The sequence below is a fragment of the Synechococcus sp. A15-28 genome (genome assembly GCF_014280175.1).
Taxonomy (GTDB): Bacteria; Cyanobacteriota; Cyanobacteriia; order PCC-6307; family Cyanobiaceae; genus Parasynechococcus.
In genome coordinates, this window is the sequence record NZ_CP047931.1 from 21,521 (window position 1) to 48,180 (window position 26,660).

32 protein-coding genes and 1 tRNA gene are annotated in these 26,660 nt (G+C 62.5%); 17 read left to right on the forward strand and 16 right to left on the reverse strand.

What is annotated here, in order from left to right; genetic code table 11:
- Positions 1 to 43: 43 nt before the first annotated feature.
- From SynA1528_RS00095 to SynA1528_RS00105, 3 genes are all read right to left on the reverse strand, one after another.
- The gene (locus tag SynA1528_RS00095) at positions 44 to 1,120 is read right to left on the reverse strand and encodes a type IV pilus twitching motility protein PilT (protein ID WP_186587138.1); all 1,077 of its coding nucleotides are present in this window, start codon (positions 1,118 to 1,120) and stop codon (positions 44 to 46) included.
- A gap of 10 nt (positions 1,121 to 1,130) precedes the next feature.
- A complete protein-coding gene (locus SynA1528_RS00100) occupies positions 1,131 to 2,756 on the reverse strand; it encodes a GspE/PulE family protein (protein WP_502707755.1) in 1,626 nt (541 codons plus the stop codon).
- Between the two features lie 90 nt (positions 2,757 to 2,846).
- Positions 2,847 to 3,002, reverse strand: coding sequence for a general secretion pathway protein GspE (locus SynA1528_RS00105; RefSeq protein WP_186587140.1), 156 nt, complete (start codon positions 3,000 to 3,002; stop codon positions 2,847 to 2,849).
- Positions 3,003 to 3,101: 99 nt separating this feature from the next.
- Between SynA1528_RS00105 and grpE the strand changes: the two genes are divergently transcribed.
- The 4 genes from grpE to rsgA are packed head-to-tail and all read left to right on the forward strand — an operon-like array spanning position 3,102 to position 6,026.
- Positions 3,102 to 3,758, forward strand: a complete 657-nt coding sequence (gene grpE, locus SynA1528_RS00110; protein WP_186587141.1) for a nucleotide exchange factor GrpE — start codon at positions 3,102 to 3,104, stop codon at positions 3,756 to 3,758.
- Positions 3,758 to 4,891 carry a molecular chaperone DnaJ gene (gene dnaJ, locus SynA1528_RS00115; RefSeq protein WP_186587142.1) on the forward strand — a complete coding sequence of 378 codons (1,134 nt, stop codon included), beginning with the start codon at positions 3,758 to 3,760 and terminating at the stop codon, positions 4,889 to 4,891. Before grpE ends, dnaJ begins: the two co-directional genes overlap by 1 nt.
- The gene (locus SynA1528_RS00120; RefSeq protein ID WP_186587143.1) at positions 4,891 to 5,130 is read left to right on the forward strand and encodes a sulfurtransferase TusA family protein; all 240 of its coding nucleotides are present in this window, start codon (positions 4,891 to 4,893) and stop codon (positions 5,128 to 5,130) included. Before dnaJ ends, SynA1528_RS00120 begins: the two co-directional genes overlap by 1 nt.
- Positions 5,127 to 6,026 (forward strand): ribosome small subunit-dependent GTPase A, encoded by a 900-nt coding sequence (gene rsgA, locus SynA1528_RS00125; protein WP_186587144.1) that lies wholly within the window; start codon positions 5,127 to 5,129, stop codon positions 6,024 to 6,026. Before SynA1528_RS00120 ends, rsgA begins: the two co-directional genes overlap by 4 nt.
- On the opposite strand, the gene SynA1528_RS00130 is transcribed toward rsgA, so the two are convergent.
- Genes SynA1528_RS00130 through murC form a run of 3 tightly spaced genes read right to left on the reverse strand, consistent with a single transcriptional unit; the run spans position 6,001 to position 8,669 of the window.
- Positions 6,001 to 6,342, reverse strand: coding sequence for a YbaB/EbfC family nucleoid-associated protein (locus SynA1528_RS00130; protein WP_186587145.1), 342 nt, complete (start codon positions 6,340 to 6,342; stop codon positions 6,001 to 6,003). The two genes, rsgA and SynA1528_RS00130, sit on opposite strands and share 26 nt — an antisense overlap.
- A 24-nt stretch (positions 6,343 to 6,366) precedes the next feature.
- Positions 6,367 to 7,266 carry a UDP-N-acetylmuramate dehydrogenase gene (murB, locus tag SynA1528_RS00135; RefSeq protein WP_186587146.1) on the reverse strand — a complete coding sequence of 300 codons (900 nt, stop codon included), beginning with the start codon at positions 7,264 to 7,266 and terminating at the stop codon, positions 6,367 to 6,369.
- Complete coding sequence (murC, locus tag SynA1528_RS00140; RefSeq protein WP_186587147.1) at positions 7,266 to 8,669, reverse strand: UDP-N-acetylmuramate--L-alanine ligase; 1,404 nt, start codon at positions 8,667 to 8,669, stop codon at positions 7,266 to 7,268. Before murC ends, murB begins: the two co-directional genes overlap by 1 nt.
- A 173-nt stretch (positions 8,670 to 8,842) precedes the next feature.
- On the opposite strand from murC, the gene gap reads away from it, so the two are divergent.
- Positions 8,843 to 9,868 (forward strand): type I glyceraldehyde-3-phosphate dehydrogenase, encoded by a 1,026-nt coding sequence (gene gap, locus SynA1528_RS00145; RefSeq protein WP_186587148.1) that lies wholly within the window; start codon positions 8,843 to 8,845, stop codon positions 9,866 to 9,868.
- Between the two features lie 74 nt (positions 9,869 to 9,942).
- On the opposite strand, the gene thiL is transcribed toward gap, so the two are convergent.
- Together thiL and SynA1528_RS00155 are read right to left on the reverse strand one after the other, a co-directional pair.
- On the reverse strand, positions 9,943 to 10,929 hold the full coding sequence (gene thiL, locus SynA1528_RS00150; protein ID WP_186587149.1) for a thiamine-phosphate kinase: 987 nt from the start codon (positions 10,927 to 10,929) through the stop codon (positions 9,943 to 9,945).
- A complete protein-coding gene (locus SynA1528_RS00155) occupies positions 10,926 to 12,002 on the reverse strand; it encodes a peptidylprolyl isomerase (protein WP_286187843.1) in 1,077 nt (358 codons plus the stop codon). The genes thiL and SynA1528_RS00155 overlap by 4 nt, the downstream gene beginning before the upstream one ends.
- 65 nt (positions 12,003 to 12,067) lie before the next feature.
- Between SynA1528_RS00155 and efp the strand changes: the two genes are divergently transcribed.
- Positions 12,068 to 12,631, forward strand: a complete 564-nt coding sequence (efp, locus tag SynA1528_RS00160; RefSeq protein WP_186587151.1) for an elongation factor P — start codon at positions 12,068 to 12,070, stop codon at positions 12,629 to 12,631.
- The gene (accB, locus tag SynA1528_RS00165) at positions 12,628 to 13,101 is read left to right on the forward strand and encodes an acetyl-CoA carboxylase biotin carboxyl carrier protein (protein WP_186587152.1); all 474 of its coding nucleotides are present in this window, start codon (positions 12,628 to 12,630) and stop codon (positions 13,099 to 13,101) included. Before efp ends, accB begins: the two co-directional genes overlap by 4 nt.
- Here the strand turns inward: accB and pdxA are convergent.
- Positions 13,098 to 14,120 (reverse strand): 4-hydroxythreonine-4-phosphate dehydrogenase PdxA, encoded by a 1,023-nt coding sequence (gene pdxA, locus SynA1528_RS00170; protein ID WP_186587153.1) that lies wholly within the window; start codon positions 14,118 to 14,120, stop codon positions 13,098 to 13,100. The genes accB and pdxA overlap by 4 nt on opposite strands.
- Here pdxA and SynA1528_RS00175 point away from each other — a divergent pair.
- Entirely contained in the window at positions 14,111 to 14,302 is a 192-nt protein-coding gene (locus SynA1528_RS00175; protein WP_186588554.1) for a hypothetical protein, read from the forward strand. The two genes, pdxA and SynA1528_RS00175, sit on opposite strands and share 10 nt — an antisense overlap.
- Here the strand turns inward: SynA1528_RS00175 and SynA1528_RS00180 are convergent.
- A complete protein-coding gene (locus tag SynA1528_RS00180) occupies positions 14,287 to 15,192 on the reverse strand; it encodes an SDR family oxidoreductase (protein ID WP_186587154.1) in 906 nt (301 codons plus the stop codon). The genes SynA1528_RS00175 and SynA1528_RS00180 overlap by 16 nt on opposite strands.
- Positions 15,193 to 15,224: 32 nt before the next feature.
- Here SynA1528_RS00180 and SynA1528_RS00185 point away from each other — a divergent pair, with 32 nt between their 5' ends.
- Positions 15,225 to 15,398, forward strand: a complete 174-nt coding sequence (locus tag SynA1528_RS00185) for a hypothetical protein (protein WP_186587155.1) — start codon at positions 15,225 to 15,227, stop codon at positions 15,396 to 15,398.
- Between the two features lie 3 nt (positions 15,399 to 15,401).
- Here SynA1528_RS00185 and SynA1528_RS00190 read toward each other — a convergent pair whose 3' ends face one another.
- Positions 15,402 to 15,803 (reverse strand): HNH endonuclease, encoded by a 402-nt coding sequence (locus SynA1528_RS00190; RefSeq protein ID WP_186587156.1) that lies wholly within the window; start codon positions 15,801 to 15,803, stop codon positions 15,402 to 15,404.
- A gap of 285 nt (positions 15,804 to 16,088) precedes the next feature.
- Here SynA1528_RS00190 and SynA1528_RS00195 point away from each other — a divergent pair, with 285 nt between their 5' ends.
- The gene (locus SynA1528_RS00195; protein ID WP_286187967.1) at positions 16,089 to 17,570 is read left to right on the forward strand and encodes an SNF2-related protein; all 1,482 of its coding nucleotides are present in this window, start codon (positions 16,089 to 16,091) and stop codon (positions 17,568 to 17,570) included.
- Here SynA1528_RS00195 and SynA1528_RS00200 read toward each other — a convergent pair.
- The 3 genes from SynA1528_RS00200 to SynA1528_RS00210 are packed head-to-tail and all read right to left on the reverse strand — an operon-like array spanning position 17,525 to position 18,870.
- On the reverse strand, positions 17,525 to 17,929 hold the full coding sequence (locus SynA1528_RS00200) for a tetratricopeptide repeat protein (protein ID WP_186587157.1): 405 nt from the start codon (positions 17,927 to 17,929) through the stop codon (positions 17,525 to 17,527). The genes SynA1528_RS00195 and SynA1528_RS00200 overlap by 46 nt on opposite strands.
- Complete coding sequence (locus SynA1528_RS00205) at positions 17,895 to 18,320, reverse strand: DUF6554 family protein (RefSeq protein ID WP_186587158.1); 426 nt, start codon at positions 18,318 to 18,320, stop codon at positions 17,895 to 17,897. Before SynA1528_RS00205 ends, SynA1528_RS00200 begins: the two co-directional genes overlap by 35 nt.
- Positions 18,321 to 18,366: 46 nt before the next feature.
- Positions 18,367 to 18,870 (reverse strand): AbrB family transcriptional regulator, encoded by a 504-nt coding sequence (locus tag SynA1528_RS00210; RefSeq protein WP_186587159.1) that lies wholly within the window; start codon positions 18,868 to 18,870, stop codon positions 18,367 to 18,369.
- Between the two features lie 81 nt (positions 18,871 to 18,951).
- Here SynA1528_RS00210 and SynA1528_RS00215 point away from each other — a divergent pair, with 81 nt between their 5' ends.
- Together SynA1528_RS00215 and SynA1528_RS00220 are read left to right on the forward strand one after the other, a co-directional pair.
- Positions 18,952 to 19,248, forward strand: coding sequence for a chemotaxis protein (locus SynA1528_RS00215; protein WP_186587160.1), 297 nt, complete (start codon positions 18,952 to 18,954; stop codon positions 19,246 to 19,248).
- A 38-nt stretch (positions 19,249 to 19,286) separates the two neighbouring features.
- Positions 19,287 to 19,517, forward strand: coding sequence for a DUF8683 family protein (locus tag SynA1528_RS00220; RefSeq protein ID WP_186587161.1), 231 nt, complete (start codon positions 19,287 to 19,289; stop codon positions 19,515 to 19,517).
- A gap of 289 nt (positions 19,518 to 19,806) precedes the next feature.
- Here SynA1528_RS00220 and SynA1528_RS00225 read toward each other — a convergent pair.
- Positions 19,807 to 19,878: transfer RNA gene (locus tag SynA1528_RS00225), tRNA-Gly, on the reverse strand.
- 33 nt (positions 19,879 to 19,911) lie between these two features.
- Positions 19,912 to 21,060, reverse strand: coding sequence for a pyridoxal-phosphate-dependent aminotransferase family protein (locus SynA1528_RS00230; protein WP_186587162.1), 1,149 nt, complete (start codon positions 21,058 to 21,060; stop codon positions 19,912 to 19,914).
- Positions 21,061 to 21,110: 50 nt separating this feature from the next.
- Here SynA1528_RS00230 and cbiD point away from each other — a divergent pair, with 50 nt between their 5' ends.
- The 5 genes from cbiD to mrdA are packed head-to-tail and all read left to right on the forward strand — an operon-like array spanning position 21,111 to position 26,658.
- Entirely contained in the window at positions 21,111 to 22,208 is a 1,098-nt protein-coding gene (cbiD, locus tag SynA1528_RS00235) for a cobalt-precorrin-5B (C(1))-methyltransferase CbiD (RefSeq protein WP_222930196.1), read from the forward strand.
- A gap of 36 nt (positions 22,209 to 22,244) precedes the next feature.
- On the forward strand, positions 22,245 to 23,831 hold the full coding sequence (gene guaA, locus SynA1528_RS00240) for a glutamine-hydrolyzing GMP synthase (protein WP_186587163.1): 1,587 nt from the start codon (positions 22,245 to 22,247) through the stop codon (positions 23,829 to 23,831).
- 52 nt (positions 23,832 to 23,883) lie between these two features.
- Entirely contained in the window at positions 23,884 to 24,495 is a 612-nt protein-coding gene (locus tag SynA1528_RS00245) for a DUF8672 family protein (protein ID WP_186587164.1), read from the forward strand.
- A gap of 9 nt (positions 24,496 to 24,504) precedes the next feature.
- Positions 24,505 to 24,867 carry a hypothetical protein gene (locus SynA1528_RS00250; protein WP_186587165.1) on the forward strand — a complete coding sequence of 121 codons (363 nt, stop codon included), beginning with the start codon at positions 24,505 to 24,507 and terminating at the stop codon, positions 24,865 to 24,867.
- A 3-nt stretch (positions 24,868 to 24,870) separates the two neighbouring features.
- Positions 24,871 to 26,658, forward strand: a complete 1,788-nt coding sequence (gene mrdA, locus SynA1528_RS00255) for a penicillin-binding protein 2 (protein WP_186587166.1) — start codon at positions 24,871 to 24,873, stop codon at positions 26,656 to 26,658.
- The last annotated feature ends 2 nt before the right edge of the window (positions 26,659 to 26,660 follow it).

Consider the following 26,660-nt stretch of genomic DNA (forward strand, 5'->3'; position numbering starts at 1 on the left):
CATACGTGGCGAGGAACGACGGTTCGTTCAGTTCAGCCCTTGATCATTCATGGCCAATCAGGCGTTGCAGTTCGCCTGGTTTGCTCGCTTTTGCCATGGCTTCGGTCTGGCTCACATCGCCGCGGTTCACCAGGTCAGCCAGCGCTTTTTCCAGGGTCTGCATTCCTTGCTCGCCACCGGTCTGAATCTGGGAATAAAGCTGAGCGGTCTTGCCTTCGCGGATGAGATTTGCGGTGGCCGGGGTGTTGATCAGGATCTCCTGAGCCATCACCCGTCCGAATTGCCCTGGTTTTGGATCGTGGCGCTTGCAGAGGGTCTGTGAAAACACGGCCACCAAGCTGCCGGAGAGTTGAACGCGGACCTGGGTCTGTTGTTCCGGTGGGAATACATCGACCATCCGGTCCACGGTCTGCGCCGCCGAACTGGTGTGCAGCGTTCCGAACACAAGGTGTCCGGTCTCCGCAGCGCTGACTGCCAGTTGGATGGTTTCCAGATCCCGAATTTCCCCCACCAGGATCACGTCGGGGTCCTCCCGCAGAGCAGCGCGGAGGGCATTGGCGAAACTGCGGGTGTCCTCATTGAGCTGGCGCTGATGTACCAGGCTCTTGTCGCTCTGATAAACAAACTCAATCGGGTCCTCGATGGTGAGGATGTGTTCGCTGCGGGTGTGATTGATGTGGTCCAACAGGGCTGCCAGCGTCGTGGTTTTGCCCGACCCTGTGGGACCTGTCACCAGCACCAGTCCCCGCGGGCGTTTGCTGGTCTCCAGCACCACGGGCGGCAGGTTCAGAAGCTCAACGCTTGGGATCTTGCTGCCGAGGGCCCGGAGACAGGCGGCATAGCTTCCCTTCTTCCGGTAGACGTTGACCCGGAACCGTGCCACCCCTTTCAGGCCATAGGCGCAGTCCAGTTCCCAGGTCTGCTCCAGGGTTTTGCGTTGACTGTTGTTCAGCATCGAGAAGATCAGCTTGTTGCAGTCCTCCTCCTCCAGAGGGTCGTCCCGCATCGGCCGCAGCTCACCGCTGAAACGTTCGTAGGGAGGCTGACCGCTGGCGATGTGCAGATCGCTGCCGCCTGCCTCCACCAGTTGCTCCATCAGATCCTCGATCATCAGATCCATGTCGCCAGTCTCAATCTCGGGTGGTTAGGCAATAAGGACACTCCAGCCAGCTCTCCTGGAGACCAGCGCCGCATCCCTTGCAGGTCATTGTGCTGAGAGCGCGTGCTCTGCGCTCGGATTCCAGGCCTGAGTCGGTGAGGATCATTCGCCCAACTTCTTCCAGCGTGGTGTGACCCTGTCGGACGAGATCCAGGCTGTAGCCGAGAAGAGTCACCATCCCTGACTCGAGCGCGAGTTGACGGATCACATCGGTGGAGGCGCCTGAGGAAACGGCTGTGGCCAGCTCCTCATTCATGCGCAGCACTTCGTAGACACCCACGCGGCCCTTGTAACCACTGCCTTTGCAATTGGGGCAGGTCTTGCCGCTGCCGTCATGGCGATGGGCCCTGAAAAAGGTCACATCGCTTTCCGTGCTGGCCATCAGGCCGAAGCGACCAAGTTCTCGCTCATCCGGCCGGTACGGTTCCCGGCACGTCGGGCAAACGCGTCGCATCAGCCGTTGGGACACGATGCCGATCAGGGCTGCCGACACCATGAAGGTCTCCACCCCCATCTCATCCAGTCGGGCGATGGTGCTGGGGGCGTCATTGGCGTGAAGGGTGCTCAGCACCAGGTGGCCGGTGAGGGCGGCTTCGATGGCGGTTTTCGCTGTCTCCAGATCGCGGGTCTCCCCGACCAGCAGCACATCCGGGTCCTGGCGCATGAATGCCCTCAGGGCAGTGGCGAAATCGAATCCCTTGTCGCGATTCACCTGGCACTGCGTGATGCCCGGCAGCGTGTACTCAATCGGATCCTCCACCGTGGAGATGTTGATGCCGGGGTCGTTGCGTTCCGCCAGCAGGGAATAGAGGGTGGTGGATTTGCCTGAGCCGGTGGGCCCTGTGACCAGAATCATGCCGAAGGGTTTGGCCCCCAGATCCCGCACAAGAGCGAGGGTGGCGGGATTGGAGATCAGCTTGTCCAGGCCCAGTTGCGTGGCGCTGCTGTCCAGCAGTCGCAGACAAACCTTTTCGCCGAAGCGGCTGGGCAGGGTGTTGACCCTGAAATCCACCACCCGGTCCCGGTAGCGGCGACTGATCCTGCCGTCCTGAGCCTGGCGTCGCTCAGCGATATCGAGGTCCGCCAGGATCTTGAAGCGGGAGGTCACCGCTGGGATCAACCGGTTAGGAAGCGGCTCCACGTACTGCTGGAGCACACCGTCCTGGCGGTAGCGCAGACGGAGACCCTTCTGTTGCGGCTCCACATGGATGTCGGAGGCGCCCACGGACATGGCCTGCAGCAGGATGCGATCCACCAGGGCCACCACCGGTGATGCATCAGGGTCCTCAAGGCTGGATTCCAGATCAACGGCATTGGCGGACAGGGCTGCCTCTTCGTCTTCTGCGGTCTCCAGCACCCCTTCGGCGTTGAAGTCTTCGAGGAACGAGGATGCTTCGTCTTCGAGGGACAACTGGCTCTCAGTCCTGTTTTGACTTGGCTGACTGGTTGTTATCGCTTGAGTTTCACGGGGAGCTTCACCAGGTGCTGACGGGGTAGATCGTTCCGATGGTTCAGTCGCCAGAGCACGCCGCAGATCGTCATGCAGCGTCGGGTGCAGACGGATGGTTCGGTCATTCGGCGGCAGTTGATCGATCAGGGCTTGCCATTCCGTTTCACCCCACTGGCTGGGAATCGCGATGTCCAATTGGTGCTGATCAACCGCGATCGGCAGGGCCTGCAGGTCGCGCTAGCGCTCAGGGCTGATGTCATTCAGGGCGTTGAGCAGCGGCAGCGCTCGTTCCAGTTGCTCGGGATCCGGCACCGGCTGTTTCAGTAACAGCTCCAGTTCCAGCCGCTGCTGGGCGGCATCGTTGGTGGCAGGAATGGGCCGGCCCAGGGTCATCGGTGGGTCATCGTCCGATTGAGGTGCGGGCTTCCGCAGCTTGTGTGAGGTGTGCGTTGCCCTTCAACATGTCTAAGCAGCAATTCCCCAGCGGTCAGCATGAGCGGCGAGGCTCCCACCCCAGCGCAGGATCCAAGCGTTGAGCCGATGGATGCGGCTCCCGCTGTCGCAGAGCCCGAGGTGGTGTCCACGGAAACGCCTGCCGACGTCTCCGTGACCGATCCGGCTGATCGCCTGCAGCAGCTGGAGCAGGAATTGCACAGCCTGAAGCAGGAGCACGAAACGCTGCAGAGCCAGTACATGCGCATCGCAGCGGATTTCGACAACTTCCGCAAGCGTCAGAGCAGGGATCAGGACGACATCCGTCAGCAGCTGGTCTGCTCCACCCTCAGCGAAATCCTGCCGGTGGTGGACAACTTCGAGCGGGCTCGACAGCAGCTGAATCCTGAGGGGGACGAGGCTCAGGCGCTGCATCGCAGTTATCAGGGTCTCTACAAGCAACTGGTTGATGTGCTGAAGCAGCAGGGGGTGGCGCGTATGGAAGTGGTTGGTCAGTTATTCGATCCGACCCTCCATGAAGCGGTGCTTCGCGAGGAGAGCACCGAACAGCCGGAAGATGTGGTGATCGAAGAGCTTCAACGCGGTTATCACCTCAACGGCAAGGTGCTTCGTCACGCGCTGGTGAAGGTGTCCATGGGTCCGGGTCCATCGACCGATGCTGAAGTTGCTGCCCCTGCTGAAGCGGAGGAGTCCTGATGGCGGATTACTACGACCTGCTGGGGGTCGGACGGGATGCGGATGCCGACACGTTGAAGCGGGCTTACCGCAGCAAGGCGCGCAAGTTTCACCCCGACATCAACAAGGAACCGGGAGCCGAAGACCGCTTCAAGGAAATCGGTCGCGCCTATGAGGTGCTGAGTGACCCCCAGACCCGGGCCCGCTACGACCAGTTCGGTGAGGCCGGCCTTGGCGGTGCAGCCGGTGCTCCGGATATGGGGGACATGGGCGGCTTTGCCGACCTGTTCGAGACCTTCTTCCAGGGCTTTGGAGGCCCGGGTGGTGCTGCCGGCGGTCGCTCCAGCCGTCGTGGACCCCAGCAGGGAGACGATCTTCGCTACGACCTCACCATCGATTTCGAGCAGGCGGTCTTCGGTCAGGAGCAGGAGATCAAGATCCCCCACCTCGAAACCTGTGACACCTGCGGTGGCAGCGGAGCGAAGGCGGGCAGTGGTCCCACCACCTGCGGTACCTGTGGTGGAGCCGGCCAGGTTCGACGGGCGACCCGGACCCCCTTCGGCAGCTTCACCCAGGTGGCGGAATGCCCCAACTGCGGCGGCACCGGTCAGGTGATCGCTGATCCCTGCAATGCCTGCGGCGGCCAGGGTGTGCATCAGGTGCGCAAGAAACTTCGGATCAACATTCCTGCCGGAGTGGACACAGGAACGCGCCTGCGGGTTTCGGGTGAGGGCAATGCCGGACCGCGGGGAGGCCCGTCCGGTGACCTCTACGTTTTCCTGACGGTCAAGTCACACCCGCGCCTGCGCAGGGATGGTCTCAACATCCTCTCCACCGTGAACGTCAGTTATCTGCAGGCGATCCTGGGGGACACGATCGAGGTGGAAACCGTCGATGGCGATACGCCCCTTGAAATTCCGCCCGGCACCCAGCCCGGTACCGTGCTGACCCTCGCCAACAAAGGCATTCCCAAGCTCGGGAACCCAGTGGCCCGAGGTGATCAGAAGGTGCAGGTGACGGTGCAGCTCCCCACGCGTCTGTCGGACCCCGAACGGACACTGCTGGAGGAGTTGGCGGGCCATCATTCGGCCCGTGGCAAGCAGCATCACCATCACAACAGCGGACTGTTCGCTCGGCTGTTCGGCCAGAAGTGATGGGGACGGCCCGTTCCCTGGATCTGCGTGGCACCCCCTGCCCGGTGAATTTCATCCGTTGCAAGCTGGCCCTCGAGTCACTTCAGGCTGGAGATCAGCTTCAGGTGCAGTTGGATCGGGGCGAACCGGAAGCGACGGTGATTCCTGGGCTCCAGGATGCCGGTCACCGGGTGGAGGTCACCGCTGAGGAAGCGACCTGGGTTGCATTGGAGATCACCTGTGCCGGTGAGCTGTCGTGACCGAAGCTGCCGGCATCGTGGTGGCGCTGCAGGCGAACTATCTCGAGGTAGAGCTTGATCAGGCGCCTGACCAGGGTCCCTCGCGTTTGCTTTGCACCCGTCGCACACGCCTCACGCACCGGGGAGAGGCGGTTCATGTTGGTGACCGTGTGCAGGTCGAGGCCATCGATCCAGTTCAAGCCCGTGCAGTGGTGTCAGGGGTTGAGCCCCGCAGCAGCTGGCTCACACGCCCTCAGGTGGCCAATGTCTCGTTGGTGGTGGTGGCGCTCGCCGTCGACCAGCCGGCGTTTGATCCGGATCAGGCCAGCCGTTTTCTGTTGACCGCTGAACGCACGGGTTTGCCTGTGCAGTTGTTGCTCACCAAGGGTGATCTGCTGGAGGAGGAGCAACGCTCAGCGCTGGTTCAGCGACTGCTGGGCTGGGGGTATGAGGCTCTGGTGATCTCCAGTCAAACCGGCGGAGGCATTGAGGCTTTGCGCCAGCATTTGCAGACCACGGAACTGGCGGTGGTCTGTGGTCCCTCGGGCGTGGGCAAGAGCAGTGTGCTGAACCGTTTGATGCCCCACTTGGGTCTTCGGGTGGGTGCTGTGTCGGGTCGACTTCAACGGGGTCGCCACACCACGCGACATGTGGAGTTGTTTCCGATTGCTCCCGGTGCCCGGGTGGCCGACACCCCTGGCTTCAATCGACCCGAACTGCCGAGCGATCCGTCGGAACTGGGAATGTTGTTTCCTGAACTGCGAAATCAGCTGCAGTCCTGGCCCTGTCGATTCCGCGACTGCCTGCACCGTCAGGAGCCGGGCTGCGGAATTAACAGGGATTGGGAACGCTTCGCGTTTTATCAGGACGCCCTGAAGGAATGTTCCGACCTCAGCCGCCCATCCCGGGCAGGTTGAGATTCAGTCCACCGGTGAGTTCCTCCATCCGTCCTTTCATCGTGGCGGTGGATTGCTCATAGGCCGCCTGAAGGGCTTCCAGCGTGGAGGCTTCACAGGTCTCCTGACCCGCGCTCAGCAGCTCTGGATCCAACCGCACGCGCAAGGGTTGCTGATTACCGGACAGCCAGACGCTGGCCCGCCCGTCAGCACTCTTGCCTTCGATCTCCATGCCGTCCAGTTCGTCCTGCAGGGCTTGAGCGTTCTGCTGGATTTCCTGGGCCTTCTTGAAGGCTTCGGTGAGCTGGCCGAAATTGGGTAGTCCGAACCCTGCCATGGTGCTGTTGACGGAGCCGGCAGATTAAGCGGCTCCGGTGAATCCGAGGCGTTTCACTTCGGGATGCAGGCGTACGGCATGGGCTGCCTCCACCTGTTGCAGCACGCGTTGAATCAGTTGATCGATGTCGGCTGCCGTCGCAGCACCGGTGTTGACGATGAAATTGGCGTGGAGGGTGGAGACTTCCGCGCCACCGATGCGGCTGCCCTTGAGGCCGAGACCTTCGATCAGCCGGCCTGCTTTCAGGGGTTCCGGATTGCGAAACACGCTGCCACAACTGGGTTGTGTGTAGGGCTGAGTGCTGGTGCGATGGCTGAGGTTGCCGCTGGTGATGCGGGTGATCTCATCCGGGTCATGGCCGGGGTCAAGGCGGAACCGGGCGGAGAGCACCACCAGCTCTTCCTCCTGCAGACGGCTGTGGCGGTAATCAAACGCCAGTTGGTCGCGGCCGAGTTCGAAGCTTTCTCCACCCTCGAGTGGAGCCACGCGCACCGATTCCAGACAGTCCGCTGTGCAACCACCCTGTGCTCCAGCATTCATCACGGCGGCACCGCCGACCGTGCCTGGAATGCCGACGGACCAGGCCAGACCATCCAATCCGGCTCGGGCGGCACGACGCGCCAGGGTTGGGATCGGTTCCCCCGCCAGGGCTTCCACCACACCGCTGTCGGCATCGACCGTGGCCCCCTGCAGTTTGCGCAGGCTGAGGGTGAGTCCTGGCAGTCCGTCGTCGTGGATGAGCAGGTTGGATCCGGCGCCGATCACACGGCATGGGATCTGGTTGTGTTGAGCCCACTGAAGAGCTTCGAGCGTGTCGTTCACCGTTGTTGGCTCCAGCAACCACTGGGCTGGTCCGCCCACTCGCCAGGTGGTGAAGTCCGCCAGGGGGACGTTGGATCGCAGCGGAATGTTGGTGCTCAGCATCAGGCCGCCAGCCGTTGCCACAGGCCGTTGACATCCCCTGCACCCATGGCCAGGACCAAGTCCTCACGCCGGCTGCGGCTTCTGACCAATTCAGTGAGGTGGTCAAGGTTGTCAGCCACGGCAACCTCAAGATCCGGCCTCAGCTCATGAATCCGATCGGCCAGGGTCTGGCTGCAGACTCCAGACAGCGGCGTTTCGCCGGCGCCGTAGACCGGAGCCAGGAGCAGGGAGTCACAGTTCTGCAATGCGTTCGCGAAGGAGTCCAGGAATTCCTTGGTGCGGCTGTAGCGATGGGGCTGAAACACGGCTAACAACCGTTGGGGTGGGGTCGGCAAGGGGCTGCGGCCACTGCTCACCATCAGTTGCGCCATGGCCAGGGTGGCTTTCACTTCACTGGGGTGGTGGGCGTAGTCGTCGACGATGTGGCGCCCCTCCCAGGTGCCCCGCCAATCAAAACGGCGGCCGGGGGGTTTCAAGGCAGAGAGCCCATCCACCAGTCGATCGAAGGGAACACCTTCCATGCGGCATGCCGCCAGGGCGCCGGCCGCGTTACTGAGGTTGTGCAATCCAGGCAGGGGCAGCACGAAGTCCCCGACGGGTTCGCCTTGTTCGTAGAAGCGGGCATGGCAGCGATCGCCGTCGAGCTGGAGCGGCAAAGCGGCGTAATCGACACCGTTGGCCTGCGTGACGGACCACCACGCGTCCGCCTGAATGTGGTCCTCAAGGGTGGCGCAGTCGCGGTTCGCCAACACCTGGTCGCACCCATCGGCAAAGCGACGCATCGTGCCGATCAGGTCGTCGAGGCCGCTGTAGTGATCGGTGTGATCGAGTTCAAGGTTGGTGATCAGCCCCAGGCGGGCTCGGAATTTCACCAACGACCCATCCGATTCATCGGCTTCGGCCACCAGCAGTCGGCCATGGCCAGCATGACCATTGCTTTCGAGGCATGGAACGATGCCGCCGATGATGGCGGTGGGATCCTCACCGGCCTCCATCAGGAGTGTCGTGATCAGGGTGCTGGTGGTGGTTTTCCCATGGCTACCGGCAACGGCGATCGACGGTTGCTGATCGATCAGTGCAGCCAGCAGGTCAGAGCGATGCCAGATCTCCAGTTTCGCGGCACGGGCACGGCTCAGCTCGGGATTGCTGGCAGGAATCGCCGTTGAGACCACCACGATGGGCCTGAGGCCTTTGGCGAGCAGTGCCTCGATCGTGGCTGCGGTCTGGTCATGGAAGACGCTGACGCCGAGCTGGGTGAGCTGCCGCGATGTGGGGGTCTCCCGTGGGTCCGATCCACTCACCGGATGACCTCGATCCGCAAGGATCTTCGCCAGTGCTGACATCCCGATACCGCCGACGCCGATGAAATGCACTGGGTGCTGGCGTTCAAGCGGACGGGACAAGGATCGGCATCAGAGGCATGAAAGATAAGTCAGTTCAGACGTTGCGTCCCCCTTGGGTTGAGACGGATCGAATCGGGTTTGTGATTCAGGTGCCATCCGAAAAAACTCAGATTTTTGGCCAATTTCTGTATGATCGGCGGCCAAAACCCTTATGCGGCAACCCCGCTTCAGCTATGACCCTGCGCGTTGCGATCAATGGATTCGGCCGAATTGGTCGCAATGTGATGCGGGGTTGGATCAGCCGTGGTGCTGACACAGGCCTGGAGATTGTGGGGATGAACTCCACCTCCGACCCCAAGACCAGCGCTCACCTGCTGACCTACGACTCGATTCTGGGCAAGCTCGATCCCAGTGTAAAGATCGAAACCACTGACGACACGATGATCGTCAATGGCAAGGAGATCAAGTTCTTCGCCGACCGCAACCCTCTGAACTGCCCCTGGAAAGACTGGGGTGTGGATCTGGTGATCGAGTCCACCGGTGTGTTCAACACCGATGAGAAAGCCAGCATGCACATTGAAGCTGGTGCCAGCAAGGTGATCCTCACCGCACCGGGTAAAGGTGATGGCGTGGGGACCTTCGTGGTCGGCGTCAACGACGACCAGTACCGCCACGAGGACTGGAACATCCTTTCCAACGCCAGCTGCACCACCAACTGCCTGGCCCCCATCGTCAAGGTTCTGGACCAGAACTTCGGCCTCGACTGGGGTCTGATGACCACCATTCACAGCTACACCGGCGACCAGCGGATCCTGGACAACAGCCACCGCGATCTGCGCCGTGCCCGTGCAGCAGCCCTCAACATGGTCCCCACCACCACCGGTGCGGCCAAGGCCGTTGCTCTCGTTTACCCCGAGGTGAAGGGCAAGCTCACCGGCTTCGCCATGCGCGTTCCCACCCCCAACGTCTCCGCCGTTGACCTCACCTTCGGACCCTCCCGCGCCACCAGCGTTGACGAGGTGAAGGCTGTGATCAAGGCCGCCTCTGAGAACGGCATGAAGGGCATCATCAAGTACAGCGATCTGCCCCTGGTCTCCACCGACTACGCCGGCACCAACGAATCCACCATTTTCGATGCCGATCTCACCTATGCGATGGGCGACAAGGCTGTGAAGATCCTGGCCTGGTACGACAATGAGTGGGGCTACAGCCAGCGCGTCGTTGACCTGGCTGAAGTGGTGGCTCGCAACTGGAAGTGATCCGTTTTCATTGATCGGTTCGTTCATCCCTTCCTTCGGGGAGGGATTTTTTTTGGCGTCACCCGGCAGGTTCTTCAGCCCGGGGCGAAATGATCAAAGCCGCAGTCTTGAACCGGGCCGAGGTCGTCTGTCCAGACGATCGATCCGGTTTGATCGGTGATCTGGCCGAAGCGTCGACAATCGGGCAAGGCCTGTTCCAGGGCGTCCGCCCAGGCCGGTGGCAGGCTGAGCACCAGCTCGAAATCTTCTCCCCCACCCAGGCACCAGCGGTCCCAGAGGTCTCCTTCTGGCCAGTCCTCGGCCTTTGGTAACTGGCTGCGGATGAGTCGGGCGCCAGTACCGCTGCTGTTGCACAGCCCCCGAACAGCTGCCAGAAGCCCATCGCTGCTGTCGGTTCCGCCGGCACGCCAGGGAAGTTCAGCAGGTTTGCAAACCAGAAGACGGTTCAGAACATCCAGACGGGGCTGAGGACGCTGGTGTTGCCTGATCGCCTTGTCCCGGAGTGCCGCAGCAAGGCTGGTGGCTTGGAGCTGAGGGTCGTTCTGAAGAAGGGCCAGACCAAGGCGGCTGAGACCGTGGGGTCCGCTGCTGATCAGCACGTCTCCAGGTCGAGCGGCACTGCGCAGCAGCCGCAGCGGTCCGAGACGTCCCAGGGCAGTGACCGACAGCAAGCGGGTGGTCCCGGATGAGCAGTCGCCCCCCAGCAGTGTCCCGCCGTGTTGCTGAAGAGCTGCGCTGATGCCCTCGTAAACCTCCTCCACCCAGCTCCACGGCGTGGTGCCAGGGGCCACCAGCGCGACGGTGATCCCATCGATGCTCACGGCACCGCTGGCGGCCAGATCGGACAGATTGGCGGCGACAGCCCGCCATCCCACGTCGGCGGCTGCAGTGGTGGCATCGCTGAAATGGAGGCCGTCCACCAGCACATCGGTGTTCACCAGCAGCGGTCGGGCATCCGATGCGAGGCAAGCGGTGTCGTCGTCGAGTTGTCCCGGTGGAGCAAACCGGGCTAAGCGCTTCAGCAGCTCCGCTTCCCCCAGCTCCGCCAGGGTGGACGTCATGCGTGGCTCAACAACCGGTCGGCACCGTCGGTCACTTTGATCGAAACGATGGAGTCATCCACGCCAAGTTCCTCCAGTACATCAAAGCCGTCCACGACATAGCCGAATGCAGCATTGCGGCCATCCACCAGGTTCAGACCCGCCGGAGTGAGCTCGGCCTCGTAGAGAAACATGAAGAACTGGGATGAGCCATCGTCGAGAGCCTGATCCGAATGGGCCCATCCCAGGGTTCCGAGGGTGGCGAAGGGAAGCGTCGGGGTGGCCTTGAACAGACCGACGTCTTCAAAGGTTTCGTTGTAAATGGTGTCCTCTTCTCCTGGCACACGGATCTCGAGGGGCACGTGCCGCTCCTGTTTGGTGCTGGGATCGATGTATCCGATTTCAGGACCTTCCGGATCACCGCTTTGCAGCACGTAGAAGTCCTCAGCGCGGATGAAGGGAAGTCCGTCGTAGAACCCCTTCTGGGCGAGATCGACAAAGGCACCTGCGGTGAGAGGGGCGTTGTAACCATCCACCACGGTGGTCAGATCCCCCTGTGTGGTGCTGATGGTGAGGGTGGCGCGGCCCTGCAGTCGCGGCAGGGCATCGAATTCCGAGGGGATCTCCCGCTGGAAGCCGTCCTCCACCAGCAGAGCTTCCACATCACCGATGTGGCTGAGGGTCTGGCGGCGATCGCGGATGAAGCCGGGCTTGTCGATCTCCCCGACCCGTTCTTGCATCGCCTGCAGGTCCTGTTCAACCTGCTTCAGGTAGGCCTCGGCACGATCGCGCCGTGCGGCGGGAACCGCCTCCAGGATGGTCCTCCGGCGGGTGCTGAGCAGCGCTTCACTGCGGGACACGGTCTTCCCCAGCGCACCCCACCGTTTTGCCCGCAGGTCATCACTGGTGAGCTCCAGCCGATGTTGCAGTTCGCGGATGTCGTCCTGCTCGAAGGGCAGAGAATCCCTCAGGATTGCCGCGGGATCCTTCACCGCATTGCCCTGGGGCAGTGCAGCCCAGGCTGGAGCTGCAATGTTGATCAGGGCGAAGCCGAGCAAGGCGACCAGAACGGCCTTGAAACGCGGATGGGCCAAGGGGGAACCCCAGTGCTGACGGGACTTTGGCACAGCCGTATAGTCCGTTGAACCGTTCGGCCGGAATGATCTCCAGCAACGACTTCCGAACCGGCACCACGATTGAGATCGATGGTGCCGTCTGGCGTGTGGTGGAGTTCCTTCACGTGAAGCCTGGTAAGGGGTCTGCCTTCGTGCGCTCCAAGCTCAAGGCGGTGAAGACCGGCAACGTGGTGGAAAAGACCTTCCGCGCTGGGGAAATGGTCCCCCAGGCGCTGCTGGAGAAAGCGTCGCTTCAGCACACCTACATGGAAGGAGAGGACTACGTCTTCATGGACATGTCGTCCTACGAGGAAACCCGTCTCACGGCCGATCAGATCGGCGAAAGCCGCAAATACCTGAAAGAGGGGATGGAGGTGAACGTGGTCTCCTGGAACGGCAGTCCACTGGAGGTGGAACTGCCCAATTCCGTTGTGCTGGAGATCACCGAAACCGATCCGGGTGTTAAAGGCGACACCGCCACCGGTGGCACCAAGCCAGCCATCCTGGAAACCGGTGTTCAGGTGATGGTGCCCCTGTTCCTCTCCGTGGGCGAGAAGATCAAGGTGGACACCCGCAGCGACAGCTATCTGGGTCGCGAAAACGGATGACCATGCAGCTGGATCACGAACAACTGCATCGCCTGCTCGAAGTGCTGGGCGAGAGCGATATCCAGGAATTCCGGCTGGAGGGTGATGACTTCCGGCTCGAGATCCGCCGCAACCTGCCAGGACAGGCCGTCATGGCTCCGGTGATGCCGGCACCGGTGACTGCCGCAGCAGCACCGGCCGCAGCCACCCCAGCATCTCCACCACCCGCAGCGACCGCCACGCGCAGTGATCTCTTGGAGATCACCGCTCCAATGGTGGGCACGTTCTATCGCGCTCCTGCACCGGGTGAGCCACCGTTCATCGAAGTCGGCAATCGGATCGACGTCGGTCAGACGGTGTGCATCCTGGAGGCGATGAAGTTGATGAACGAGCTGGAAGCCGAAGTCAGCGGAGAGGTGGTGGAAATCCTGGTGGATAACGGCACCCCCGTCGAATTCGGTCAGGTCTTGATGCGTGTGCGTCCGGCCTAAGACCCTGTGAGATTCCAAGCCGCCTGAAGGGCAGCGATCATGCTGTCTGGCCGGGCGGTGCCCCGGCCAGCGATGTCAAATCCGGTGCCGTGATCCGGTGAGGTGCGCAGAAATGGCAGTTCAAGGGTGGTGTTGACGGCGGCGTCAAAAGCCAGCAGCTTCACCGGGATCAGGCCCTGATCGTGGTACAGAGCCAGGTAGCCATCCGGACCCGAGGCCTCCGGTTGGTTCCATGCTCGAGCTGCGTTGAGCCAACAGGTGTCGGGAGGGACAGGGCCCTCCAGATGCACGGAGGGGTGCTGTTGGCGCCAGCGTTCCAGCAATGGGGTCAGCCAGGTGGTTTCCTCCTCCCCCAGCCGACCGGCCTCTCCGGCATGGGGGTTCAACCCTGCAACCACAAGATGGGGGTCGGACCGGAAGCGCCGGCAGAACTCCAGCAGCACGTTCAGCTTGTGTTCCACCAGGTCCGGCGTCAGCGCTGCGGTGATCTGACTGAAGGGAAGGTGTGTGGTGGCCAGAAGTGTGTTCAGCCGCCAGGTTCCATGGGGTGCGATGGCTGTGAAAAGCATCGAGCAGTGCCTTGAACCGGCAAGTTCGGCCAGCCGTTCCGTCTGACCGGGGTAGTGATGGCCTGCGGCATGCCAGAGGTGCTTGGCGATCGGTGCGGTAATCAGGGCTCGGCCCTGACCTTGCTGCACCCGCTCAACGGCGCGGGTCAGCCAGCGAAAACCCGCCGCCGCACCGGCCGTTGTCGGTTCTCCGGGCACAACAGACGTCTCCAGTGGTTGGTCGTCAATGCTCAGCTGACTGGGATCGGCGATCGATGTGAGCCCCTGCTGCTGCAGGCGGGCGTGGGTGGCGATCAAGCTGTGCCGGCAGCCGACAAGCACTGGCTGGAGCGATGGGGGCAGTGTGCTGCTCGCCAGTGCCTTGAGGGTGACCTCCATGCCGATACCGGCGGGATCACCGAGGGCGATCACCAGCTGCTGGCTAGCGTTGAAGTCCAACGGTGAAGGCATGGTCTGTGCTGAGGCTGTTGCTCCTGGGCTTGATGCTGGTGGGCCTGGCCACCGGATTGCATCGCAAGTGGTTGGTTGTCGACTGGGTCAAGCTGACAGATGACCTGGGACTGGCGGCGCCTGATGATGCGGAGCCCTTTGATTTCAATCGGCTGATCATCGGCGATCAGGACCGGGATTGAGCTTCCTGACGGAAACAGTCCTGCAGCCCGGCTTTGAAATCCGGGTGCAGCAGGGAGTAGCCGAGCTGGCGGCACAGCAGGGTGTTGCGAACCCGGCGGTTTTCGCTCCAGAACGACCGTGCCATGGCTGACATCGAACGACTGGCCACGTCGAAGGGTTCTTCCTCGGGAAGCTCACACTTGAGGAGATCTGCGCCGTACAGGAGTAGATCCTGCGGAGCTGCAGGGCAGTCATCGCTGACGTTGACGATGGCAGGCCCAGGCCCATCAGCGGCCCGATGCATCAGATGCAGGCAGGCTCCGGCGATGTCATCCACATGGATGCGGCAGAACACCTGATCAGCCTTCAGGATCCGACGCGCCTTGCCGGTTTGCAGGCTGTTCAGCACCGAGCGGCCTGGTCCATAGATGCCAGGCAGCCTCAGGATCTGAACAGGGAGACCGGAGTCCAGCCAGGCCTGCTCACAGGCGTGTCGCCGTTCACTGCGCGGCTGGCCTGGATCGGCAGGGTCCTCTTCCGACACCCACTCACCCCGGCGGTCTCCGTAGACCCCTGTGGTGGAGAGATAGCCGACCCAGATCAGTGGTCGTTCTCGAAGTTGGGACCCGAGGTGGGTGAGCACCGGGTCCTGGCCCTCTGTGGTGGGGGGAATGGTGGAGAGCACGTGGGTGATCCCATCCAGATCGTCCGCTGTCGGGATCTGCCCTGTAGCACTGTCAAAGATGAGATCGGCCTCTGATCCGTCGAGGTGGCGCCGGCTGCAACGCACCGTGGTGCCGAGGGCCCTGAGCAGTCGGGCCACGTGACCACCGCTGTAACCGCCTCCGAGCACCAGGACTCGTGCATCGGCCCTGAGCGGCTGGGATCGGTTGACAAGATCGGACAGCATCAGTACACCTGTATTAGTTCGTCGCTGCCGTTATGACCGCGAGTTGTCTGCCGACCGCACCCGCCCAGCGACGCGTGATCGCGGCGCGGGCCATTGTCGCCCTGACTGTTCTGGCCGGGGCGCTGACCCTTGCACCTGAGGATCCCCGAGCGCAGGCGTCAATCTGTCAACGCCACCATTCCGTTGAGGCCTGCCGCGTCTGGTGATCGTCAGGCTGGTTGGTAGCTGAGTTCGGTGCCACCGTCGGGGTTTGGTTTTGATGCGTCCTGGGGTTGTGCCCACTGCAGCAATCGGAGCGCGAGGCGCAGGTCGCCGTCCATCCAGGCCCGAATGGCCATGGCGCGTCTGGGGTCATAGAACCGTTGACGGCGATACCAGTCGAAAACGTCAGCGTCGGACTTATGGCCGTTGCAGGAAAGACAGGCTGGAACGCAGTTTTCGGTAACACTCAGTCCGCCGTTGGCACGGGGGAGAATGTGATCAATGGACTCAGAAGGTTTGCCGCAATAAATACAACTTTTTCCGGTATATGTGTGAAGGGATTGTCTCCATCGTCGGACGCGTAATTTGGGACAGAGTTCGTCGAGGAAAACCGCATCCCTGCTATGCATCCGAATGTTTTCGGTTGAGCAAAGTTTGCCGTGGAAGCTCCGCGCGTCAATGTGTCGTCGACTGCATTTTTGGCGATTTGCTGGCAAAGAGCTGTGGTTGTTCAAGAACACTTGTTTTCAACCCTAGCCAACTTAAAGTGATGGTTTGCGGGGGATTTCATTCCCGACTCCGGATTGTCCTCCTGCAGGCTTGACCTCTCGGCCGCCGGACTCATCCGCGTGGTCTGTCCGTTTGACGCTGTCACGCAGTCGCAATTGCGGCGCATCCGGCCCCGTGGTCGCTGGATGGGTCCATCCCGGAGCTGGGAGTTCCCCATGGCCGCCGCCGAAGCTTTGCTCCAGGCTTTCGCCACGCGGTTTCCTGTAACTCCCGAGTTGCAGCAATGGTTGGATTGGTACAACAAGCCGCTGCCCCCCCTGCCCCCCCACCGTGATCTGGTGGCGGCTGCCGATCTGAAAACGGCGTTACGGGATGGCCGGCGGCCTTTGCCCCATCAACGCAGCGGGGCCCGATGGCTGCTGGCACGACGCGGCGCTGTTCTTGCCGATGAGATGGGGCTGGGAAAAACCTTGACGGCGCTGCTGGCGGCGCGAGCCATGACCCGTTGCGCTGAGCTCAGGTTGATGGTGGTGGCGCCAGTGGGACTGCATGCCCATTGGCGTCGGGAAGCGGATGGGGTGGATCTTCAGCCTGCCTTGGTCAGCTGGGCGCGGCTGCCTGCTGAGCTTCCACCGGCGGGAACACTGCTGGTGGTGGATGAGGCGCATTTCGCCCAATCCCTACAGGCGAATCGCACGGCGGCCCTGTTGCGGATGGCGCGTCACCCTCGGTTGCGGGCGATCTGGATGCTCACGGGCACACCGATGAAAAACGGCCGTCCGGCCCAGCTTTATCCCCTGCTGGCGGCGATGGACCATCCGATTGCCCGGGATCAGCGTCAATTTGAGGAGCGCTATTGCCAGGGGCATTGGCGCGAGAAAGGGGGCCAACAGCGATGGCAGGCCAGTGGCGCCACCCAGCTCGAAGAGTTGCGCCGGCTCACACGACCGTTGATCCTCCATCGCCGCAAGGCTCAGGTGCTGGAGCTGCCGCCCAAGCGACGCCGGGAGCACCCCATCGCCCTGTCGGACGCTGAAACCCTCGGATTCGACCATCGCATCGATCTGGTGGTGGACGACTTTCGCCGCCGCGCCCGCAACGGAGAGGTGCGTTCCGATGCGGAACCGCTGGCGGTGTTAACAGCTCTCCGCCGGATTGCAGCGGAGTTCAAACTTCCTGCGGCGGAACGGTTGGTGCGAAACCTGTTGCATGACGGTGAGGCCGTGGTGCTGTTCAGTGGATTTGTGGAGCCGCTGCAGTTGTTGCAGAAGCGGCTGGGGGGTGCTCTGCTCACCGGTCGTCAACGCCCGGCTGAGCGTCAGCAGGCGGTGGATCGCTTCCAACAGGGGGACGAGGATCTGTTGCTGGCGACCTTTGGCACTGGGGCTCTGGGGTTCACCCTGCATCGGGCCAGGCACGTGGTGCTGTTGGAACGGCCCTGGACGCCGGGTGATGTGGCTCAGGCAGAAGATCGCTGCCATCGCCTGGGGATGGCCGATGAGGCGCTCACCTGTCACTGGTTGCAGTTGGGCCCGGCCGATCAGCTCGTTGATGGCTTGGCGGCCAGTAAGGCGGAACGGATCGAGATCCTGCTGGGTCCCCGTCGTGTGACCCTTGATCGTCAGTCCTTGCCGTTGATGCTGCGACGCTGCCTGCAGGTGGCCTGACGAACGTTGAGTTCATGGCGGAGCATTGGATCCGCTGAGTCGTTCATCAGTCCGATGGCCTGCTCCACATCCCGGCAAGCCTTTTCGTGATTGCCGATCAGGGTCTGTACGAGGGATCGGTCCCGCCAGGGTTCCGGCTGATCTGGGAAGGCTTCAACACTGGTATTGCATCGTTCCAACGTTGTGGCCAACTGATGGGAGACAAGGTCCTCCAGACAGCTAGTGGTGGATACGCTCACATCAGCCTCCGGTGGGGGAGTGCTCTGGCAGCCGCTGATCACCAGCAGGCCGAGGGCCAGGCCGAGTTGCGATGACCAGCGATGGTCAATAGCTGTAACGCTCGGCTTCGCTGGCGGCATATCCATCCGTGCTGATGGAGGTGTCGATCTGGGTTGCCGTTGAGGTGCTGTCAAGGCTTGCTGCAGTGGCGGTGGTTGCCCCGCCGAACAGATCGCCAAGGAAACGACCGCAGTCAGGGAAGGTGCCGGGGTCCTCAACCACAGCTTCGGTGATCATCACAGAGGCGTGCTCCGGTGATGTCTTGAACAATCCGCGGCTCTGGCGCTTGATCAGGGCGTAGGCAGCGTTCCAGCTCACGGCATGGCCATTGCCGCTGCTGCGCATGAAGCAGTACACCTGGGCACCCTTCTGTTCGGTGTCCTTGCTGGCCCAAGCAGCACTGGATCCACCCAGCAATCCAACCATCACGCTGACGCTGCAGAGAATCCGATGGGCGGTTGAGCGAGGCATGAAAGGGCGCCATGCATGGACTGCGCTCAAGGTATCGATGGGAGGGTCACTGTCCAGGGCTGATCAGACGGACGACCAGCGGCAAGACCAGCAGAATCGTGATCAGGCGCACCGCATGCAGTGCGGCCACGGCGGCGCCGACACCTAATTCCGCTCCCACCAGACTCATGCCGCTGATGCCGCCGGGGGCAGCTCCCAAGAGAGCGACGACAGGATCAATGCCCAGCAGACGACTGCTCCAGAGACCCACCACGATGCCCGTCAGCACCAGGGTGAGGGTGATCAGCAACGCGGGTCTCCACAGGGTTTGCAGTTGATCAAGCGAGGTCCGGCTGAGGCCGGTGCCGATCACGGTGCCGATTCCGATTTCCAGGGCTGTACGGGTTCCCGATGGCCAGGAGGCCTGCTCCAGGCTGCCGCTCATGCTCAGCAGACCTGCGCCCAGGAGTGCACCGGCCAGCGGCGCGGCCGGAATGCCGCTTAGCAGCGCCAGCAGCCCCACCGTTGTGCCAGCCAGTGTGTACAGCAGCAGCGTTGCCAGGGGGGGCATCGGATGCGGTGGCGTGGGACTCCTTGATCTTGAGCCACCGTCGTTCCTGTGTTGTCATCAGCGCAGTGTTGTCCCCCGGCCATGAGTTCCTCCGTGTCGTTCAGGATCACGCGCACCGCCGAAGACCTGGCCCAGACCATCACGGCCCTCACCCAGCGCCTGGTGAAGCTGGAGCAACGTCAGGAAGCACTGGAGCTCCAGGTCCGTCAGCAGCTGGAGTCTGTCCATGACGTGCCCGACGAGGAACTGGCGACATTGAATGGCATCGAACAGTTGCTGCAGGAGACCCGCCAGCTGCTGCAAGCCACAGATGCGCAGGAGACCTCAGATCTCGGGGATCATGAGCATGACCATCAAGGTCACGAGATGGCCGCATAAGGGTGGCGGGGGATGTCAAAATGAAAAGAAAGGTAACTATGGCCACCACCATCCCTGCCTCAGGTGCTTGCACCGTGACCCACACTCCCTCTTCATTGCACGGCCTCGCCAGCCGCTCCCGCTCCGGATTCATTGAGGGCGGCCACCAATTGGAGAAGCTTGAGTTCGCTCTTGCCATCGCTGAAGCAAGGGGCGACCAGATTCGTTGTTCAACACTTCGTGATCGAATTGCCGATCTCGGAGGTAATGCGGAAGAGCCAGGAACCTAAACGTTGAGTCGCTGGAAGATTGCAATAACGCCGCTAAGATTCAAGCAATTGATCACAAGCAATATTGATGCTCTCCGTTCAGAAGAAGGAGTCTCCCGCTGATCAGCGAGCTGCTCATTCTCAAGCAGCCCAAGATTTCTTTGATCAGGCGAGATTGGTAGCCGAAGACGGTCAGTTTTCAGAAGCTGGGTCGCTGATTCTCAAGGCACTGGATCAGGAACGTCGTGCACAGAGCAGCGGACCCCAGGTGCTGCAATTGATCAAATCCAGAGCTTGACTTGTTTTGACAAGCGGGTGACCGGACTCGAACCGGCGACGTTCAGCTTGGGAAGCTGACATTCTACCACTGAATTACACCCGCAAAATGGCGAGATCCCTCTCGCCGTCTGCTGTTTCAGCCGAGCGCTGCTGCGGCTGCCGCGACGCCTGCCCCCATGCTGCCGTTGTGCAAGCCCAGGGACTGAAGCGTGGCTTCGATGGCGGACACGGCGGTCAACACATCACGGTCACAGACATAGCCAAGGTGGCCGATGCGGAACACTTTGCCCTTGAGGTGATCCTGCCCGCCAGCGAGAAGGATGTCGAACCGGTCTTTCACGGCTTTGCGCAGTTGCTCGGCATCGATGCCATTGGGAGCGACCGCTGTGATCGCTGGGCTGCCGTGACCTTCGGCAGCAAATAACGGAAGTCCGATGGCCTTCATCCCCGCCTGGGCAGCGGACCGGTGCCGGGCATGGCGGGCAAAGATCGCTTCAAGACCTTCGCTCTGCATCATCTCCAGTGCCGCTTCAAGACCGAAATAGAGGTTGACGGCGGGCGTGAACGGATTGCTGTTCTTGGCGGCGGTTTTTCGGTAAGGCCCAAGATCCAGATAGAACTTCGGCAGATTCGAACGCTCGTAGGCCTCCCAGGCCCGTTCGCCCATGGCGACAAAGCTCAATCCGGGCGGCAGCATGTAGCCCTTCTGAGATCCGGAGGCCACCACATCCACGCCCCAGGCGTCCATGGGAACATCCGTGGCGCCAAGGCTGGTGACGCAGTCCGCAATGGTCAGGGCGGTGCCATGGGCCTTGACGTGGCGGGCAATGGTCTCCAGGTCATTGATCACCCCTGTGGACGTTTCCGAATGGGTGAGGATCACGGCCTTGATCGCCTTGGCGCTGTCGGCTTCCAGGGTCTTGCGGAAATCTTCCGGGTCGAGCGGTTGGCCCCACTCGGCTTTGATCACCTCCACCTCCATGCCGTAGGCGCGGGCCACCTTCACCCAGCGCTCACCGAATTTGCCGTTGTCGCCACAGAGGACTTTGTCGCCCCTGCAGAGGGTGTTGATCATGCCGGCCTCCATGGCGGCCGTGCCGCTGCCGGTGATCACCAGCACATCACTCTGGGTCTGGTGCAACCACTTGAGCTGTTCCGTGGTGCGCTGAACGACGGCCTGAAACTCACCACTGCGGTGACCGATCGGATGGCGCCCCATGGCCTTCAGCACCGACTCGGGCACCGGGGTCGGACCCGGGATCATCAGGGTGAGTTTGTCCTGCACGGCGAGGAGGGTGCCAATCGGCGAGTCTAGAAAACAGCGTCTCTTTCCCCATCGCAACTTCTGCCTCCAGTGGCCTCACCCTGCCGGTTTGGGTGGCTTCAGCGGCGCGGGCGGCGCTGAAGGCGCTGCTGGGACACCCGTTTGAATCCAAGCAGTTGCTGACGCAGCCCGACGGCGGTGCGCCCCTTCAGGTGCCGGTGCGTTCAGCGGCCCGGTTGAGCGATGACCAGGCCCTGGCGATCAGCTGTTGTGATCCAGGCCCTGGATTGGATTTAACCCGCGATCTGGAGATCTGGGTTCGCGTGGCTTGGTCCACCGACTCGGTTTCCCGGCTGGACCTCAGGCCTGGCGAGGGGGTCGGACGGCTCGGTTCCGGCGGTGACGCCTGTGTGTCGACCTATGCCCGTCAGTTGTTGGAGTGCTCTTTACTGCCGTTGCTGCCGGCGGGGCGGGGGCTGGTGGTGGAGCCGGTGTTGCCACGTGGCCGCAGCCTGGCGGAGCGCACCAGCAATGCCGCCTTCGGGGTGGTGGACGGGCTGGCCTTGATCGGCACCCAGGCGGAGGTGCAGCGGAGCGCAGCACCCGACCAGTTGCAGCAGGTGGTGCGTGAGCTCCGAGCTTTAACGGCCGATCCGGGGTTTGAAGGATCCCTGGCGCTGGTGATCGGTGAAAACGGTCTGGACTTGGCGCGGCGGGAGGGGCTGTCGCCGCTGCTCAAGGTGGGCAACTGGATCGGACCGGTGCTGGTGGCTGCTGCGGAAGCCGGCGTGAAGGATCTGTTGTTGCTGGGGTATCACGGCAAGTTGATCAAGCTGGCCGGTGGCATCTTTCACACCCACCACCATCTGGCGGACGGTCGGCTGGAGGTGTTGACCGCCCTGGGCCTGGATGCGGGCCTCAGCCTGCAGGAGTTGCAACAACTGCGTACCGCCGCATCGGTGGAGGACGCGTTTCAACAACTGAATCCCACCATCGCAGTGGATCTGGGGCGGCTTCTGGCGGCAATGGTGGAGCAACGCAGCCAGGCCTACATCGCTCGCTATGGCGATTGGCCCTTGCGCATCGCGGCTGTTCTGTTTGATCGGAGCAGGGTGCTGCGCTGGCGTGGTCCGGTGGCAGATGAGCGCTTCTTTACGCTGAAGGATTGACGCTCCTCAGCGAGCGACAGACACCATTCAGGAGCGATGTCCCAGCCTTCGTCCGACGGTCTGCGTCAGCCGGCCATCGTCATCCTTGATTTCGGTTCCCAGTACTCGGAGCTGATCGCCCGGCGCGTGCGCGAAACCGAAGTGTTCTCCGTGGTGCTCGGCTACAGCACCTCAGCGGAGGAGCTGCGGGCGATGCAGCCGAAGGGCATCATCCTCAGCGGCGGCCCCAGTTCGGTGTATGCCGACCATGCACCCCTCTGCGATCCCGCGATCTGGGATCTGGGGATCCCGGTGCTGGGGGTCTGCTACGGCATGCAGCTGATGGTGCAGCAGCTGGGGGGTGTGGTGGAGGCCGCCACCGGCAAGGCCGAATACGGCAAGGCACCCCTCGAGGTGGATGATCCCACCGATCTGCTCACCAATGTCACCGGCGGCTCCACGATGTGGATGAGCCACGGCGATTCGGTCAAAGCCTTGCCTGAAGGCTTCGTTCGATTAGCTCACACCGCCAACACTCCTGAGGCGGCGGTTGCCCATCTGCAGCGTCGCCTCTACGGCGTGCAATTCCATCCGGAGGTGGTGCACTCCACCTGCGGCATGGCCCTGATCCGCAATTTCGTTTATCACATCTGCGGTTGCGAGCCGGACTGGACCACCAGCGCCTTCATCGATGAGGCCGTGGCTCTGGTGCGGGAGCAGGTGGGGGAGAAGCGCGTGCTGCTGGCCCTCTCCGGAGGCGTCGATTCATCAACCCTCGCCTTTCTGCTGAAGAAGGCCATCGGTGATCAGCTCACCTGCATGTTCATTGATCAGGGCTTCATGCGGAAGGGGGAGCCGGAGTTCCTGATGGACTTCTTCGACCGCAAGTTCAACATCCACGTTGAGTACATCAACGCCCGTCAGCGCTTCATTGGAAAACTGGCGGGCATCACCGATCCGGAGGAGAAGCGCAAGATCATCGGCACGGAATTTATCCGGGTGTTCGAAGAGGAGAGCAGGCGCCTCGGACCCTTCGACTACCTGGCCCAGGGAACGCTTTACCCGGATGTGATCGAGAGTGCCGGCACCAACGTCGATCCCAAGACCGGTGAGCGGGTGGCAGTGAAGATCAAGAGCCACCACAACGTGGGCGGACTGCCCAAGGATCTGCAGTTCAAGCTGGTGGAACCGCTGCGCAAGCTGTTCAAGGACGAAGTGCGCAAGGTTGGACGTGCCCTGGGTCTGCCGGAGGAGATCGTCCGCCGCCATCCCTTCCCCGGGCCTGGCTTGGCGATTCGCATCCTGGGGGAGGTCACCGACGAGAAGCTCAACTGCCTGCGGGATGCCGATCTGATCGTGCGGGAGGAGATCCGTGAAGCCGGTCTGTATCACGAGATCTGGCAGGCCTTCGCCGTGTTGCTGCCCGTCCGCTCCGTTGGCGTGATGGGAGACAAGCGCACCTATGCCTGGCCGATCGTGCTGCGCTGCGTGTCCAGCGAAGACGGCATGACCGCCGACTGGTCCCGCCTGCCGTACGACCTGATGGAAACCATCTCCAATCGGATCGTGAACGAGGTGAAGGGGGTGAACCGGGTGGTGCTGGACATCACCAGCAAACCGCCGGGCACGATCGAATGGGAATAGGGCTGGATCCTGTGGTCCGGGCTCGATACCTTGGGCCACCGGCTTCCCTGATGTGACGGCGACCCAACCGCAGGACCTGCAGCTGCAACGGCGTCTGCAGCAGGACAGCATCCAGCTGAGTGGACGCACCGTCTATCTGAACCCCTTCCTCTATTGGCGTCGGTTTGACAGCAATACCGACCGCTGGCTGCGGGAACCGGGCCAGCTGACGGAGGACCAGATCACCTCCAACCGCCGTCGTTTTTATCCCGAACTGGACTGGGGTGAGCTGGATGACCATCAGACCGCTGTCCATGACGGTGCGGTGGAGATGTTCCTCAAGAGCCTGGACCTGATCAGCACCTTCCATCCCGAGCTGGGGTCCGGTCAGATGCTCGAGGTGGAGCGCAAGATGACGATCACCAAGAAGAAGGCGTTCGAGCGTTGGGTGGATAAAGCGCTGCGTCGCCGTAGCCGTGAGGAGGTTCGGGAGCAGCGTCGTTTCGAGCGCAACCGCACCTTGCAGGCCTGGCGGGAATGGATCGCTATGGACACCACCCACAAGGCCCTGGTGCCGATGGTGATGCTGATGGTGCTCAGCGCAGTCGGAGGTTGGTCCTTCGGTGCCGGTCCATCGGCCTGTCCGACACTCACCCTTCCGTCAGGACAGACTGGGGTTCGTTGAACAGGCCCCATGGCCGCAGAATCCGGCTCGGACAATCCCTTGGACCAACTGCGTCTGTCGTTGATGCAGGAGGTGCTGCCCGTTGGTCTGGCGGTGGTGGAGCGAGCCCGTCAGGGGGGACCATCCAAGGTGGTGGAAGCCTTCACCACGGGCTCCGCCGATCCGTTGGATGCCCTGCGCCAGGAGGGGGAACCGGCGGCCCGCAGTGTGCGCGAGCAGCTCGATGCCGTCAGCCCCGGTCTTGGCAATCCCGTCATGCCCGTGGCGGTGTCGGTGGAAGAACCAGAGGATGAGCGGGAGGAGCTGCTGGCCACTTTGCAGCGCATCGATCAGCGTCTGGCGGCCCTGAAGGCCCAGCTCAAGGCCGACTGAACCGTGGCGGGAACGATCCAGCAGCGGCAGACCGGTCTTCGTCAGCAACCGTTGGTCCTGCTGCTCGTGGTGCTCCTGTTCTGCGGCGTCATGGTGAGCCGCCTGGTGTGGATGCAGCTGCTGGAGGGGGCTCGCTACCGGGAATTGGCTGATGAGAACCGCATCCGTCTGGTGCCGCGATCGCCGATACGTGGCCGGTTGCTCGATCGCAAGGGACGGGTGCTCGCCACCAGCAGACTGAGTTATTCGCTGTACCTCGAGCCACGGCTGGTGGGAAATGAGGACTGGCCGGACCTGCGGGATCGCCTGGCGCGGCTGCTGAACCTCGACCCGGTGCAGCTGGATCGGGAACGTCAGCGCGGACCGGGCCGCGACGGCTTCCGCACCACCCTGGCGCTGGATCTTCGCCCTGAGCAGGTGCTGCGCTTCCGCGAGCAGGCCCTTGGTCTCAAGGGGGCCCAGGTGGATGTGGACATCCTGCGCTTCTACCCCCACGGGACCCTGGCGGCCCATGCCCTCGGCTACACCCAGCCGATCACGGAAGCGGAGTATGAAACCCTCTCCGAACGGGGGTACAGGATTCGCGATCGCATCGGTCGCACGGGGGTGGAAGCGGCCTATGAGTCCCATCTGCGCGGCAAGTGGGGTGGTCAGATGTTGGAGGTCAACGCGATGGGAGAGGTGCAGCGGAACCTCGGTGACCGTCCATCGGTGGCCGGGAAGGATCTCACGCTCACCTTGGATCTGGATCTGCAGCGGGCGGCGGAGACAGCTCTGGCGGACAAGCCGGGTGGGGCTGTGGTGGCCCTTGATCCCAAGGACGGCGCCATCCTGGCGCTGGCGAGCAAACCGGGGTTTGACCCCAATTTCTTCTCCAAGCTGATCACCACCCAAAAGGAATACGACGCGCTCTTCTCCAATCCGAAGAAGCCGTTGCTGTCCCGGGCGATGAACCCCTACGACCCCGGCAGCACCTGGAAGCCGGTCACGGCGATGGCGGGGATGGAATCAGGCAAATTCCCGCCGGAGACCAAATTGCACACCACCGCCTGCATCACCTACGGCGGCCACTGTTTCCCCGATCACAACGGTGTGGGATTCGGGCACATCGGTTACGCCGATGCGCTGCGCCATTCCAGCAACACCTTCTTCTATCAAGTGGGAGTCGGGGCAGGGTCCAAGGCCCTAAAGCAGGCGGCGGATCAACTGGGGTTTCAACAGAAGACCGGCATTGAGATCGGTTGGGAGGAGAGCGTCGGGCTGGTGGGTGATGAGGCCTGGGCCGCGGCGGGTCGTGGCTGGGCGGAGCCGGGGACTGTTCCCTGGATTCCGGAGGACATGGCCAGCGCGTCCATCGGTCAGTCGGTGGTACAGATCACGCCGCTGCAGCTGGCCCGTGCCTACGCCGTGTTTGCCAACGGTGGTTGGTTGGTGACACCGCATCTGGCCCAGGGCACCACCGACTGGCTGGATGCCGATCACCGCCGCAAGGTGGCGATGAAGCCCTCCACCCTGGCCACGATCCGCGCCGGCTTGCGCAAGGTGGTGTCAGCGGGAACGGGGTTTGGACTCAACGGACCGGATATCCCTCCGGCGGCTGGCAAGACCGGCACGGCGGAGGACAGCACCGGTGGGCCGGACCATGCCTGGTTCAGCTCCTATGCCCCGTACCCCAACGGGGAGATCGTTGTGGTGGCGTTCGCTCAAAACACCCCCGGCGGTGGATCGGTGCATGCCCTGCCGATGGCCAAGGCGGTGCTGGCGGAATGGAACAGAACCCGCCCGGACTGACG